The sequence below is a fragment of the Hydrogenophaga sp. genome, assembly GCF_965657535.1.
Lineage (GTDB): Bacteria > Pseudomonadota > Gammaproteobacteria > Burkholderiales > Burkholderiaceae_C > Hydrogenophaga.
On record NZ_CBFHOP010000011.1, the window covers coordinates 38,259 to 51,082 of the forward strand.

Below are 12,824 nucleotides of genomic sequence, written 5' to 3' on the forward strand. Positions count from 1 at the left end.
CACACGGGGCTGCCCGGCAGGGTTCAGCCACCCAGGCCGGCAAACACGTTTTGCACGTCTTCGTTGGCGTCCAGCGCCGCCAGAAAGGTTTCCACCTCGTCCAGCTGTTCGGGGGTAAGGCTGCCGGGGTCGATCGGATTCTTGGGTTTGTAGCCCAGCTTGGCAGACAGCACGGTGAAGCCCTGCGCGGGCAGCGCGCGGCTGACCAGGTCCAGGTCGGTGGGGTCGGTCATGAACACGGTCACACCGTCCTCGTCGCCCACCTCAAAGTCTTGGGCGCCCGCTTCAATGGCCGCCATTTCCGGGTCAGCGCCCTGGGTGGCGGGCTCGGCCTCAATGATGCCCACGTGGTCAAAGTCCCACGATACCGAACCGCTGGTGCCCTGCTGGCCCTTGCGAAACAGCACGCGCATGTCCGACGCCGCACGGTTCACGTTGTCGGTCAGGCACTCGATCATCACCGGCACGCGGTGCGGTGCGAAGCCTTCGTAAATGACGTGTTCAAAATGCACGGCCTCACCGGTGAGCCCGGCGCCCTTCTTGATGGCTCGGTCCAGCGTTTCCTTGGGCATGGACACCTTTCGCGCCTGTTCCACCACCAGGCGCAGGCGCGCGTTGGCCGCCGGGTCGGCACCGTGGCGGGCTGCAATCATGATGTCTTTGGCCAGCTTGCCAAACAGCCGCCCTTTGGCGTTGGCCGCCAGATCTTTGTGTTTTGCTTTCCACTGCGCGCCCATGGGTTTTCCTTGTGTTGTGGCCGACCAAAGCCCATGAGTTTAGTGGAGCCTGGCCGGGCGACGGGCGGGTACCGGTGCGTTCAGGCCTGCGGCGGGGCAAACGGCAGGCTGCGCCCGCCCAGCGCCTGCTGCAGCATGTCCACAAAGGCCCGCGTCTTCGCAGGCATGAGTTTGCGCCCTGGGTACACCGCCCAGGCGGTGCTGCTGGGCAGGTGCCAGCCGGGCAAAACACGCCGCAAAACCCCCCCACGCATGGCACCTTGCGCAAAACCGTCTGGCAAGGCCGCAATGCCGGCACCCGCACTGGCCAGGCGCATCAGCAGTTCGGGGGAATTCGCACTCAGCCGGCCCGCGGGCACCGCGTCCCAGCGCTGCCCGCCCTGCACCAGCGTCCAGCCTGCGGCCTCGCCGCTGCCGCGCATCAGGCGCACCGCTGTGTGGCGCGCCAGGTCGTCGGGGCTCTGCGGGTCGCCGTGTTCGGCCAGGTAGCCGGGCGAGGCATACAGGCCGTGGGTAAACACCGCCAGCTTGCTCGCCACCAGCAGCGCGTCGTCGGGCAGGTCGCCCATGCGAATGGCGACGTCAAAGCCCTCGCCCAGCAGGTCCACCCGCCGAGGTGACAGGTCCAGCTCCAGCGAAATGGCGGGGTGCAGGGCCATGAAGGCGGCCAGGCTGTCCACCAGCATCAGGTTGGCAAAGTCGCTCGGCATCGACACGCGCAACCGCCCGCTGGGCGCGGCTTGGCGCTGTTCGCGCAGCGCGCTCACAGCGTCCAGCTCGGCCACCACCTGGCGCGCGTGTTCCAGCAGCTGCAGTCCAAATTCGGTCATGGTCTGGCGCCTTGTGGTGCGCAGCAGCAGGCGCTCGCCCATGCGCTGCTCCAGCGCCGCCAGCCGGCGCGAAACGGTGGACTTGGGCAAGCCCAGGCGCTCGGCCGCGCGGCTGAAGCTGCCCAGCTCGGCCACCCGGGCAAAGATCAGCAAGTCATTGGGGTCGATACCGTGTTCAGCGCCTGATTGTTCCATCATAGAAACAATCATATCCATTTCAAGGTATTTTCAAGGCGATTGATCCATCTTAAAGTCACCACATCGAATGTCGCTTTTTAAGGAAAACACCATGAACATCCTGCAAATCAACGCCAGTGCCCGCCGCGAAGGCGCCAACTCCACCAAAGTCGCCAACAGCGTCGTCGCGCGACTGCAAGCGGCCAACCCCGCCGCCAAGCTCGCCCTGCGCGACCTGGCTGTGACGCCGCACCCGGTGCTGGACGAAGCCGCCCTGGGCGCGCTGTTCACCCCCGCCGACCAGCGCACACCCGAGCAAGCCGCCCGCGTGGCGCTGGACGACGCGCTGATCGCCGAGATCCAGGCGCACGACACCCTCGTGCTGGGCGTGCCCATGTACAACTTCGGCGTGCCGGTGCAGCTCAAGGCCTGGATCGATGCGATTGCCCGCGCCGGCACCACCTTCCGCTACACCGCCACCGGACCCGAAGGCCTGCTCACGGGCAAAACCGTTTACGTGGCCCTGGCCCGTGGCGGGCTCTACCGCGACACGCCCAACGACTCGCAGGTGCCGTACCTCAAGGCCGTGCTGGGCTTCCTGGGCATGACCGATGTGCGCTTCATCTACGCCGAAGGCCTGGCCATGGGCCCAGAAGCGCTGGCCAAGGGGTTCGCCCAGGCCGAGCAAGACATCGAAGCCGCGCTGGCTTGATCCACCCCACGCCCCGCTGAACGAGGAGACTGCCATGACCACCGCCACCCTCAGCGCTCCCAGCATCCAGCAACCGCGCCGCGTGGAGCGGCTGATCGCCGGGCAGCCCACGTCCGACGGCGCGGGCGTCAAGCTCACCCGCGTGCTCACGCAGGACCTGCAGCGCCGGCTCGACCCGTTCCTGATGCTCGATGCCTTTGGCAGCGACAACCCCGACGACTACATCGCCGGCTTCCCGGACCACCCGCACCGCGGCTTCGAGACCATCACCTACATGATCGCGGGTCGCATGCTGCACCGCGACAGCGCGGGGAACGAAGGCCTGCTGGAAAACGGTGGTGTGCAGTGGATGACCGCGGGCAAAGGCGTGATCCATTCCGAGATTCCGCAACAAGAAGCGGGCGTGATGGAAGGTTTCCAGCTCTGGCTGAACCTGCCCGGGCGCGACAAGATGAACGCGCCGTGGTACCGCGATTTCAAGAACGTCGAGCTGCCGCAGTTCACCACGCCCGAGGGTGTGGCCGTGACCGTGATCGCCGGGGAAAGCCATGGCGTGCAGGGTGCGGTGACTCGCGACGCCACCGCGCCGGTGTACCTGGACGTGCATTTCCAGGCCGCCGCGGCCTTATCACAAGCGCTGCCAGCCACGCACAACGCCTTTGTCTACGTGTACCGGGGCGCAGTGACCATCGGCGGCCAGCGCGTGCCGGCCGGCCGCATGGCCCTGCTGGCCAACACCGCCGGCAGCGACGGCGTGGTGGTCGAGGCCACAGCCGGGGCCAAGACCCTGCTCATCGCCGGCCGCCCGCTGAACGAACCCATCGCGCAGTACGGACCGTTCGTGATGAACACCAAAGAAGAGATCTACCAGGCGCTGAACGACTTTCGCGATGGGCGTCTGGGCGAGGAAGCGCAGACGTAAAAACCAGGTCGCTCAGGCCCTCGTCCGCTCCAGCCGGCGAAGGCGCAATGCACAGCCCATGGCAACCAAGGCGCAAGCGCTGGCCAGCCAGAACACACTGGCCAGCCCCAAGGCGGACGACAGCAGCCCCCCGCCCAAGCCACCCAACACCCCCGGTAAGCCGTAGCCCACCACGGTATAGAGCGCCTGACCGCGCCCACGCAGGCGCCCGGGAAAATGGTGCGACAGCAGCGCGATGCACACCGTGTGGTGCGCGGCAAAGGTGATGGCGTGCAGTGCCTGCGCCAACAGCAACAGCGGCAACACCATGGGCAGCCCGGCGGTGAGACCCATGCGCAGCGCCATGAGCGCTGCCGCCAGCACCAGCCAGCCGGTGAGCGAGAGCCAAGGCAAACAGCGCCCCTGAAAGAAAAACCAGCCGATCTCGATCACCACCGACAAGGCCCACAGCAGGCCAATCACGGTTTTGCTGTAGCCCAGACTGTCGAGGTAGAGCGAGAAAAACACGTAAATGAAGATGTGCGCCAGCACGTGAAAAAACACGGCGGCGAAAAACCAGCGCACCGCGGGCAGGCGCAACACGGGCCACATGTTGGGGTGCTGGTCTTCGTGGTGGGCTGTCTCCTTGAAGTCCGGCAACAGCCACACGCTGACCACCACCGCCGCCAGCGTCACCAACGTCCAAGCGGGGAAATGCCCCATGCCAAAGCGCTCAAACCACCAGCCGGCGCTCACCACCGTGAACAGAAAACCGAGCGAACCCCAGAGCCGCACGCGGCCATAGCGTTTGGCGTCAAACGCGCCGCCCTGGCTCACCAGATGCGCCAGCGCGGCTTCGCTCATGGGCATCATGGCGCTGGTGTGGGTAAACATGAGCAGCAACACCACAAACAGCGCCACACCACCGAGCGGAAACCACAGGCCCAAGGACAGTACAAGCGCCACCGTGGCACCAAAACGCAGCAGCTTCACGCGCTCGCCGGTGCGGTCGCTCAGCATGCCCCAGCCGTAGGGGGCAAACAGGCGGGTGGCCGACTGCACCGACGTCAGGACCGCAATCGCGATCAGGCTGAAGCCCAGCTCTTTCAGCCACAGCGGCAGGTAGGGGTTAAAGAACCCAATGTGTGCGAAGTAGCTCGCCGAGAGCGCCGCAAAAGGGAACAGCTGCCGGCGCTGGCTCACCGCGCGCCCTGCTTGAGCTGAGCCTGTCGGAACCCTCGCGAGCCCTTGGGCAGGCTCAGAGCGAAAGGGAGTGACGGTTGCACGAAAGACTTGAAATCAACTGCGCGAAGCGGCGGCGATGTCGGGCGTGTTCACCTGCACGTCACCACACTGCGCGCGGTGACGCAGCGCGTGGTCCATCACCACCAGTGCCAGCAGCGCCTCCATGATGGGCGCGGCGCGAATGCCCACGCACGGGTCGTGCCGGCCTTTGGTGATGACTTCCAGTGGCTGTCCATCCACGTCGATGCTGTCGCGCGGAATCAGAATGGAGCTGGTGGGTTTGATGGCAATGGACACGTCCAGGTCTTGCCCGGTGCTGATGCCGCCGAGCACGCCACCGGCTTTGTTGCCCACAAAACCTTCGGGCGTGAGCGCGTCGCCATGCGTGCTGCCACGCTGCGCGACGCTGGCAAAACCCGCGCCAATTTCAACGCCCTTCACAGCGTTGAGGCCCATCATGGCGTAAGCGATGTCAGCGTCCAGCTTGTCGTACAGCGGCTGGCCCAGGCCCACCGGCATGTTTTTGGCCACCACCCGCAAGCGCGCGCCACACGAGTCGCCGCTCTTTCGCAGCGCGTTCATGAAGTCTTCCAGCGCCGACACATCGGCCACTGGTGCGAAAAACGGGTTGTTGGGCACATGGTCCCAGCTCTCGAAGCCAATGGCCACGTCGCCAACTTGCGTCATGCAGGCGTGGAAGGTGGTGCCGTATTTCTCTTTCAGCCACTTCTTGGCCACAGCGCCGGCGGCCACGGTGGGCGCGGTCAGGCGGGCCGAACTGCGGCCACCACCGCGCGGGTCGCGGATACCAAACTTTTGCCAATAGGTGTAGTCGGCATGGCCAGGACGAAAGGTCTGCAGGATGTTGCCGTAGTCCTTGCTGCGCTGGTCGGTGTTGCGGATCAGCAGGGCAATGGGCGTGCCAGTGGTGCGCCCCTCGTACACGCCGCTCAAAATTTCTACCGCATCGGGTTCGTTGCGCTGGGTCACGAACTTGCTGGTGCCCGGGCGGCGGCGGTCCAGATCGGTCTGGATGTCCGCCTCAGCCAGGGCCATGCCGGGCGGACAGCCATCGATCACGCAGCCAATGGCCGGGCCGTGGGATTCACCAAAGTTGGTGACGCAAAACAGGGTGCCGAAGGTGTTGCCGCTCATAGTGGGTGGGATTATCCCAGAGGGCCGGCGTGGTGCCCGGCGGCCCGATGTGGTGCGCGGTTGCGTGCTTTTCGGTGCACGACCCCACCCGCCCAGAACAAAAGGGCAATGGAACGCTTCATGCTTTGTGCTGCATTGCAACAATTTGCTTGCATACCGCCCACAAGGAGCGCCCCATGCTGGACCGAACCACCACCCTGTTTTCCCACGTCAAACCCGGCGAAACCGAATTTGTGCGCGGCGGCTTGCGCGACTTTTTTCTCTACCGCGATCTGGGCGTGGCCGAAGCCACCCACGGCAAGGTGGTTGCGCACCTGGTGAAGGCCAACCTGCCGCCCGACGGCGGCACCGGCTGGCACATCCACGAGGCCGACTTTCAAATCGTGATCATGACCAAAGGCTGGGCCAAGTTCATGTACGAAGACCAGGTGACGCTGGTGGAAGCTGGTGACGTGGTGCACCAGCGCCCGGGTATTCGCCACTACCTGTTCGACTACTCGCCCGACATGGAGTACCTGGAGATCGTTTCACCGGCCGATTTCAAGTCGGTTCCGGTCGAGCCGGTGTGCGAGATCCCGGCGCCGACGCCCTGGAACGAACCCTGAAAGTCAAAAGGCAGCCGCCGGAGCGAGCTGCCTTCACCCAGAACGCCTCGGAACCGGCTTTGCCGGGCCGCCAGCGTTGCCCCCTTGAGGGGGTCGCGCGCAGCGCGGCGGGGGTGGGCCCAATCCATCTCGGGGGTGGGTCAAAACTCGGCGTCGAGTTCGTCAATTTCGTCGGGCTCGGCTTGCGCAGCCGCTACCCATTCCTGCATGGCCGGGAGCGCCATGACCGTGTCGCAATAAGTCACACAGACTTCGTCCAGCGGCACGTCGTAGGTGATGAAGCGCGTGACCACCGGCGCAAACATGGCATCGGCCATGCAGGGCCTGGCGCCAAACAGGTACGGGCCGCCGTACTTGGCGAAGCATTCCCGCCAGATGATCTCGATTCGGTCAATGTCGGTCTGCGCCCGCGACCAGAGTTTGAAGCCCGGAAAGTGGGCCTTGATGTTCATGGGCAACGACGAACGCATGGCGCTGAAGCCCGAATGCATCTCGCCGCAAATGGCTCGGCAGTGGGCACGGGCAGCACGGTCGGCCGGCAACAGCCCAGCCTTGGGCTTGATCTCGTTGAGGTATTCGCCAATGGCCAGCGTGTCCCACACGTGCACGCCGTCGTGGTCGAGCGAGGGCACGCGCATGGAAGCCGACAGCAGCAGCATCTCAGCCTTCATGGCCGGGTCGTCGGGCGAAATGGTGTGCTCGGTGAACTCCAGCCTGGCCAGTTTGGCCATGAGCCAGCCGCGCAAAGCCCAGGCACCGTAGTTTTTGCTGCTGATCGTGAGTACCGCTTTGGCCATGAACATGCTCCTGTAGGAGCAGTGCCAGGAGCAATCCCTGTGCCACATCCGTGCCCGGCAGCTGCACCAGCGGGGTGCGGCCCTCGCTGGCCCGTTACTTGCCTACAACGCCGCACACCCACAGGAAAGACCGACATGCTGTACCAGGCCTACCAACTCCAGTCCGACCTGGCCTCCCCGCTGCGTCTGGGAGCCCAGCACCTCAGCGCGTCGCTGTGGTTTGAGCAAACCGAACGCACGCTGGTGCGCAAGGTGGCAGCGGCCTGCGATGTGTTGTCGCGCCTGCGGCTCACCCATTCGCGTCCGCCTTACAACATCCAGTCGGCCGCAGTGGAAGGCCGAGACGTCCCGGTGGTGGAAGAAACCGTACTCACGCTGCCGTTTGGCACCCTGCTGCGCTTTCGCAAAACCGACACCGACCTGCCGCCCCAACCCAAGGTGCTGCTGGTGGCGCCACTTTCAGGCCACTTCGCCACCCTTCTGCGCGAAACCGCGCGCACGCTGCTGCAAGACCACGAGGTGTTCATCACCGACTGGCACAACGCGCGCGATGTGTCGCTGCTGCACGGCGGGTTCAGCCTGGACGACTACATCAGTTACATGATCGCGTTCACCGAAGCGGTGGGCGAAGGCTGCCACATGGTGGCGGTGTGCCAGCCGTGTGTGGCCGCGCTCGCCGCCACGGCCATCATGGCCGAAGACGACAACCCGGCCCAGCCGCGAAGCCTGACGCTGATGGCCGGCCCGGTGGACTGCCGTGTCAACCCCACCGAAGTGAACCGGCTGGCGGTGAGCAAACCCATCGAGTGGTTTGAGAAAAACCTCATCAGCCATGTGCCCCTGCCACACGCCGGGTTCATGCGACGCGTATACCCAGGCTTTGTGCAGCTCTCGGCCTTCATCAGCATGAACCCGGAGCGGCACAAGCAGTCGTTTCGGCACATCTACGACCACCTGGAACACGGCCGGCTGGAGGAAGCTGGTGCGATCCAGGATTTTTACGAGGAATACCTGGCGGTGAACGATTTGCCGGCTGAGTTCTATCTGGAAACGGTGGAAAAGGTGTTCCAGACCTACGACCTGCCGCGTGGCGTGTTGCAGTACAAGGGCCGCACGGTCAACACCGCCGCGATCCGCCGCACGGCGCTCATGACGGTGGAGGGCGAGCGGGACGACATTTGCGCCGTGGGCCAGACGGTGGCCGCCCAAGACCTGTGCACCAGCGTGCGCCCTTACATGAAAACGCACCACGTGCAGACCGGCGTGGGCCACTACGGTGTGTTCAGCGGGCGGCGCTGGAACCAGCAGATTTATCCCCGGGTGCGGGACATGATCCATAGCATGGGTTGAGGCGCCCCCCCGCGCCGCGCTGCGCGCGTCACCCCCCTGCTGGGGGCCACACCTGCCTCCCGGCAAGCCGGTTCTGCGGTGTTTCCAGATTGGAGTTACCTCACTCAAACGCCGCTTCAATGCAAAACGCCCCGGCGTGCGGGGCGTTTTTCTTGGCGTCGGGTGGTTTACTTGGCGGCTTCTGCGGGAGCAGCGCCCTCGTCTTGTGGCCAGTCACGAATGTAGGCCTTAAGCATCTTGTTCTCAAAATTCTGGCTGTCCACCACCGCCTTGGCCACGTCGTAGAAACTGATCACGCCCATGAGCATGCGGTCGTCCATCACGGGCATATAGCGGGTGTGCCGCTCCAGCATCATGGGGCGCACTTCGTCCAGTTCGGTCTGGGGCGTGCAACTCATGGGGTGGTCGTCCATCACGGTGCTCACCGTCTTGCCGTTAAGCGCACCGCCATTTTTGGCCAGCGTATGAATCACCTCGCGAAAGGTCAGCATGCCCACCAGCTCACCGCGGTCCATCACGGCCAGCGAACCGATGTCGTATTCCGACATGGTTTGCACCGCGCGGTCCAGCGATTCTTCGGGTTGGCAGGTGTAGAGCGTTCCGCCCTTGACGCGCAGGATGTCACTGACTTTCATGGCTGTTCTCCTCGGGGTTTTGCTGTCTCCAGCTGGGCTGTTGTGAGTCGGAATATAGCCCACAATAAACGGTAAAACCACTGCGCACAACCGGTTTCGGGTGTGGCGCGTCAACTCTGGAGACCCTGCATGTCCGGTTATTCCGACCCTGGCTTTGACACCTTGGCGTTGCACGCCGGTGCCACGCCCGACGCCACCGGCGCACGCGCCGTACCCATCCACCTCACCACGTCGTTTGTGTTCGAGTCGAGCGACCACGCCGCCGCCCTGTTCAACCTGGAGCGGGCCGGCCACGTCTACAGCCGCATCAGCAACCCCACCAATGCTGTTTTCGAGCAGCGCATGGCAGCGCTGGAAGGCGGCATTGGCGCCATCTCGGTGGCCAGCGGCCAGGCTGCGCTGCACCTGAGCGTGGCCACGCTCATGGGCGCTGGCGCCCACATCGTGGCCAGCACCGCGCTGTATGGCGGTAGCCAGAACCTGCTGCACTACACGCTGCGCCGCTTCGGCATTGAAACCACCTTTGTGAAACCCGGCGACATCGACGGCTGGCGCGCGGCCGTGCGGCCCAACACCAAGCTCTTCTTTGGCGAAACCGTGGGCAACCCGGGGCTGGACGTGCTGGACATTCCCACCGTGGCGCAAATTGCGCACGAGGCAGGCGTGCCGCTGCTGGTGGACAGCACGCTGACCACGCCCTACCTGATCAAGCCCTTTGAGCTGGGTGCCGATCTGGTCTACCACTCGGCCACCAAGTTTCTGAGCGGCCACGGCACGGTGATTGGCGGTGTGGTGGTGGACGGCGGAAGTTTCGACTGGGAGAAGTCGGGCCGCTTCCCCGGGTTGACCGAACCCTACGACGGCTTCCACGGCATGACCTTCAGCGAAGAAAGCACCGTGGGCGCCTTCTTGCTGCGGGCGCGCCGCGAAGGCCTGCGCGACTTTGGTGCATGCCTGTCACCGCACAGCGCGTGGCTGATTCTGCAGGGTATTGAAACCCTGTCGCTGCGCATGGACCGCCACATGGCCAACACCGAGCGTGTGGTGCAGTTTCTGGCCAAACACCCGCTGGTGAGCCGCGTGGGCCACCCGCTGCTGGAAAGCCACCCCAGCCACGCCCTGGCCGAAAAGCTGCTGCGCTTTGGCGCCAAGGGCGCGGGCTCGGTGTTCAGCTTCGACATCCGGGGCAGCCGCGAACAGGGCAAGGCCTTCATTGAAGCGCTGAAAATTTTCAGCCACCTGGCCAACGTGGGCGACTGCCGCTCGCTGGTGATCCACCCGGCCAGCACCACCCATTTCCGCATGACCGACGAAGCACTGGCCGGCGCCGGTATTGGCCCTGGCACCATCCGCCTGTCCATCGGGCTGGAAGACGCGGACGACCTGATCGACGATTTGAAGCGCGCGCTGAAAGCGGCAGAAAAAGCAGGAGCCTGAAGATGTACTTCGACGTTCAAGGCGCAAAAACCTACTGCTACACCGGCGGCAAGGCCTTCGATGCCGCCAAACCCACCATCGTCTTCATCCACGGCGTGCTGAACGACCACAGCGTCTGGATTCTGCAAAGCCGCTACATGGCCCACCACGGCTTTAACGTGCTGGCAGTGGATCTGCCAGGCCACTGCAAGAGCGCGGGTGTCGCCCCCGATTCGGTGGAAGCCGCGGCAGACTTCATCGGCGCGCTGCTCGACGCCGCGGGCGTGCAAAAGGCCGCGCTGGTGGGGCACAGCTGGGGCTCACTCATTGCGCTGGAAGCCGCAGCCCGCCTGCAGGAGCGCGTGAGCCATCTGGTGCTGGTGGGCACGGCCTACCCCATGAAGGTGTCGGCCGCGCTCATTGAGGCTTCGCTGAACGAGCCCATGAAAGCGCTGACCATGGTGAACGTGTTTTCGCGCAGCACGCTGTCCGCACCGCCTTCGGCGCTGGGGCCGGGCACCTGGGTGTTTGGCGCCGGCATGGCGCTGGGCCGCCGCGTGCTGGCCAGCAACCCCACGGTGAACGTGTTTCACCGCGGTTTCGTGGCGTGCGACAGCTACAGCCATGGCGAAGCCGCCATGGCCTCCGTGGCCTGCCCGGTGCTGTTTTTGCTGGGCGCGCAAGACCAGATGACGCCACCCAAGGCCGCAAAAACCCTGATCGCGGCCGCCCAGGCCAGCGGCCAGCGGGTGCAGGTGGCGCACCTGCCCGTGGGCCACCACCAGATGACGGAAGCGCCCGACGCCACCCTGGCGGCGATTCGCGACTTCTTGGCTCCATGAGCACGCACGCACCGCTGAGCGCCGCCGATGTGTCCCGTGTGATCGAAATGGCGTGGGAAGACCGCACGCCGTTTGAAGCCATCGAGCGGCAGTTTGGGCTCAACGAGCCGGCTGTGGTGGCGCTGATGCGTCGCGAACTGAAGCTGCGCTCCTTCAAGATGTGGCGCGAGCGCATGGCGGGCCGTGCCACCAAACACGCCAGCCTGCGCCCGCCGGGCGCCTCACGGCACCGGGCCAGCCACACACGGCAGGCTTGAAACCAGTTGCATCGGCCGGCTGATCAGGGCCCGGAACGGCGAGCGCGCTGACCCGGCATATCCGCCTGGCGCGACGCATGTGCCCGGGTGTGCTGTGTGCCTTTGTGCGAGGCGTGCACCACGCCCAGGCTCTGGTTTTCAAATTGCGAAGCCTGTGGAAACAGGCTCTGCAACGTGGCTCTGACCTGGGCCAAACGTGGGTCGTGAGCGTGTGCGTCGTCGGTGGTGTCGTTGACGCAGAAAAAGTCCAGCTGTCCACGGGCTTTCACCAACGCCGCCAGCTGTCCCGCCTGATCGGGATCGCCCGTGGCCACGTAGAGATGGGCGTAGTCCCGAATCTTGGCCACGCCGTGCGCCAGCGCCCAGCGCAGCACAAAGTCGGAAACCAGGGTCGGGTTGTCCCAGGTGCGAAACACGCCAGAACGTACCCGCTCGAACAGTTCGGGCGCCTCGTCTTCCAGCTGAAACAGCAGCGACTTCAACATCGGCCGCGGCGCGTGCGCAAAGGTGCGGGGCGTGTGGCAGTAGGCGGCTTCGGTGAGCGACGCCAGCCCGTTCAGCCACTGGTCCGACAAGCGGCTGGCATTTTCCAGCGAGTTGTCATCTGGCCGCATGGGGCCCTCCCGCACGTCCGGGTCGTCCGACCAGGCGGTATAAAAACCGCCGGGCCAAAACCAATGATCGAGCCGAACCGGGGCGCCAAAAAACACGTCGTCGTTGAGATAAAAATAGCGCTCAGACAGCCCAGGAATGCGGTGGATGTAGGACTCGATGTTGCCGGAATCGAACGTGGGCAAGCGGTCAGCGGGCAGCAGATCGCGGTGGCTCACCACGGTGAGGCGGCTGGAATCGCGCAGCCAGGGCGGCGTTTGTTCATCGGTCAGCAGGTACACATGGCCGTGGCCCGGGAAGAAGCGCTCCAGTGCACGCAGGCTGTAACGCAGTTCGTCGTTGTCCCGAAAGCGCCCTTCCACATTCCCAAAAGGCGCCAGCGCCTCTGTTTGGGCTGCGTCCATGCCCAGCGCGGCCCGCTGCCGCTTGGCCCGCCAGACAGGATCGTTGCCGTCCACCCAGAGGTAGACGATGTCGATGGGCTCGGCAACTGGGAGAGACATAGCAGGAAAGCAGCGAAACAAAAAAATAGGTGTGAAGACGAAAGCAACCG

14 protein-coding genes are annotated in these 12,824 nt (G+C 64.8%); 7 read left to right on the top strand and 7 right to left on the bottom strand.

Features of this window, described 5'->3' with window-relative positions:
• Positions 1-23: 23 nt before the first annotated feature.
• Both ACTG4K_RS17055 and ACTG4K_RS17060 read right to left on the bottom strand, forming a co-directional pair.
• A complete protein-coding gene (locus ACTG4K_RS17055) occupies positions 24-737 on the bottom strand; it encodes a YebC/PmpR family DNA-binding transcriptional regulator (protein ID WP_439115416.1) in 714 nt (237 codons plus the stop codon).
• Positions 738-817: 80 nt separating this feature from the next.
• Positions 818-1,765, bottom strand: a complete 948-nt coding sequence (locus tag ACTG4K_RS17060; RefSeq protein ID WP_439115417.1) for a LysR substrate-binding domain-containing protein — start codon at positions 1,763-1,765, stop codon at positions 818-820.
• Between the two features lie 91 nt (positions 1,766-1,856).
• Between ACTG4K_RS17060 and ACTG4K_RS17065 the strand changes: the two genes are divergently transcribed.
• Both ACTG4K_RS17065 and ACTG4K_RS17070 read left to right on the top strand, forming a co-directional pair.
• Positions 1,857-2,456: an FMN-dependent NADH-azoreductase gene (locus ACTG4K_RS17065; protein ID WP_439115418.1), complete on the top strand. Its 600-nt coding sequence runs from the start codon at positions 1,857-1,859 to the stop codon at positions 2,454-2,456.
• Between the two features lie 34 nt (positions 2,457-2,490).
• Positions 2,491-3,378, top strand: a complete 888-nt coding sequence (locus tag ACTG4K_RS17070) for a pirin family protein (RefSeq protein ID WP_439115419.1) — start codon at positions 2,491-2,493, stop codon at positions 3,376-3,378.
• A gap of 12 nt (positions 3,379-3,390) precedes the next feature.
• On the opposite strand, the gene ACTG4K_RS17075 is transcribed toward ACTG4K_RS17070, so the two are convergent.
• Positions 3,391-4,560, bottom strand: coding sequence for an MFS transporter (locus tag ACTG4K_RS17075; protein ID WP_439115420.1), 1,170 nt, complete (start codon positions 4,558-4,560; stop codon positions 3,391-3,393).
• 96 nt (positions 4,561-4,656) lie between these two features.
• On the bottom strand, positions 4,657-5,757 hold the full coding sequence (aroC, locus tag ACTG4K_RS17080; protein ID WP_439115421.1) for a chorismate synthase: 1,101 nt from the start codon (positions 5,755-5,757) through the stop codon (positions 4,657-4,659).
• Positions 5,758-5,933: 176 nt separating this feature from the next.
• Between aroC and ACTG4K_RS17085 the strand changes: the two genes are divergently transcribed.
• On the top strand, positions 5,934-6,362 hold the full coding sequence (locus tag ACTG4K_RS17085; RefSeq protein ID WP_439115422.1) for a cupin domain-containing protein: 429 nt from the start codon (positions 5,934-5,936) through the stop codon (positions 6,360-6,362).
• A gap of 140 nt (positions 6,363-6,502) precedes the next feature.
• On the opposite strand, the gene ACTG4K_RS17090 is transcribed toward ACTG4K_RS17085, so the two are convergent.
• Positions 6,503-7,159, bottom strand: coding sequence for a glutathione S-transferase (locus ACTG4K_RS17090; protein WP_439115423.1), 657 nt, complete (start codon positions 7,157-7,159; stop codon positions 6,503-6,505).
• Positions 7,160-7,294: 135 nt separating this feature from the next.
• Here ACTG4K_RS17090 and ACTG4K_RS17095 point away from each other — a divergent pair, with 135 nt between their 5' ends.
• Entirely contained in the window at positions 7,295-8,509 is a 1,215-nt protein-coding gene (locus ACTG4K_RS17095) for a polyhydroxyalkanoate depolymerase (RefSeq protein ID WP_439115424.1), read from the top strand.
• A gap of 167 nt (positions 8,510-8,676) precedes the next feature.
• On the opposite strand, the gene ACTG4K_RS17100 is transcribed toward ACTG4K_RS17095, so the two are convergent.
• Complete coding sequence (locus ACTG4K_RS17100; protein ID WP_439115425.1) at positions 8,677-9,144, bottom strand: CBS domain-containing protein; 468 nt, start codon at positions 9,142-9,144, stop codon at positions 8,677-8,679.
• 129 nt (positions 9,145-9,273) lie between these two features.
• Here ACTG4K_RS17100 and ACTG4K_RS17105 point away from each other — a divergent pair, with 129 nt between their 5' ends.
• From ACTG4K_RS17105 to ACTG4K_RS17115, 3 genes are read left to right on the top strand one after another with little or no spacing between them, the layout of a single operon-like run.
• A complete protein-coding gene (locus tag ACTG4K_RS17105) occupies positions 9,274-10,581 on the top strand; it encodes an O-acetylhomoserine aminocarboxypropyltransferase (RefSeq protein WP_439115426.1) in 1,308 nt (435 codons plus the stop codon).
• 2 nt (positions 10,582-10,583) lie between these two features.
• Positions 10,584-11,402 (top strand): alpha/beta fold hydrolase, encoded by an 819-nt coding sequence (locus ACTG4K_RS17110; protein WP_439115427.1) that lies wholly within the window; start codon positions 10,584-10,586, stop codon positions 11,400-11,402.
• Complete coding sequence (locus tag ACTG4K_RS17115; protein ID WP_439115428.1) at positions 11,399-11,659, top strand: TIGR03643 family protein; 261 nt, start codon at positions 11,399-11,401, stop codon at positions 11,657-11,659. The genes ACTG4K_RS17110 and ACTG4K_RS17115 overlap by 4 nt, the downstream gene beginning before the upstream one ends.
• Before the next feature lie 23 nt (positions 11,660-11,682).
• Here ACTG4K_RS17115 and ACTG4K_RS17120 read toward each other — a convergent pair whose 3' ends face one another.
• Positions 11,683-12,774: a Stealth CR1 domain-containing protein gene (locus tag ACTG4K_RS17120; protein WP_439115429.1), complete on the bottom strand. Its 1,092-nt coding sequence runs from the start codon at positions 12,772-12,774 to the stop codon at positions 11,683-11,685.
• Positions 12,775-12,824 lie beyond the last annotated feature (50 nt).

Coding starts and splice junctions, on each gene's coding strand:
- ACTG4K_RS17055 (WP_439115416.1), bottom strand. CDS start 737: ATGGGCGCGCAGTGGAAAGCAAAACACAAAGATCTGGCGGCCAACGCC.
- ACTG4K_RS17060 (WP_439115417.1), bottom strand. CDS start 1,765: ATGATGGAACAATCAGGCGCTGAACACGGTATCGACCCCAATGACTTG.
- ACTG4K_RS17065 (WP_439115418.1), top strand. CDS start 1,857: ATGAACATCCTGCAAATCAACGCCAGTGCCCGCCGCGAAGGCGCCAAC.
- ACTG4K_RS17070 (WP_439115419.1), top strand. CDS start 2,491: ATGACCACCGCCACCCTCAGCGCTCCCAGCATCCAGCAACCGCGCCGC.
- aroC (WP_439115421.1), bottom strand. CDS start 5,757: ATGAGCGGCAACACCTTCGGCACCCTGTTTTGCGTCACCAACTTTGGT.
- ACTG4K_RS17085 (WP_439115422.1), top strand. CDS start 5,934: ATGCTGGACCGAACCACCACCCTGTTTTCCCACGTCAAACCCGGCGAA.
- ACTG4K_RS17090 (WP_439115423.1), bottom strand. CDS start 7,159: ATGGCCAAAGCGGTACTCACGATCAGCAGCAAAAACTACGGTGCCTGG.
- ACTG4K_RS17095 (WP_439115424.1), top strand. CDS start 7,295: ATGCTGTACCAGGCCTACCAACTCCAGTCCGACCTGGCCTCCCCGCTG.
- ACTG4K_RS17100 (WP_439115425.1), bottom strand. CDS start 9,144: ATGAAAGTCAGTGACATCCTGCGCGTCAAGGGCGGAACGCTCTACACC.
- ACTG4K_RS17105 (WP_439115426.1), top strand. CDS start 9,274: ATGTCCGGTTATTCCGACCCTGGCTTTGACACCTTGGCGTTGCACGCC.
- ACTG4K_RS17110 (WP_439115427.1), top strand. CDS start 10,584: ATGTACTTCGACGTTCAAGGCGCAAAAACCTACTGCTACACCGGCGGC.
- ACTG4K_RS17115 (WP_439115428.1), top strand. CDS start 11,399: ATGAGCACGCACGCACCGCTGAGCGCCGCCGATGTGTCCCGTGTGATC.
- ACTG4K_RS17120 (WP_439115429.1), bottom strand. CDS start 12,774: ATGTCTCTCCCAGTTGCCGAGCCCATCGACATCGTCTACCTCTGGGTG.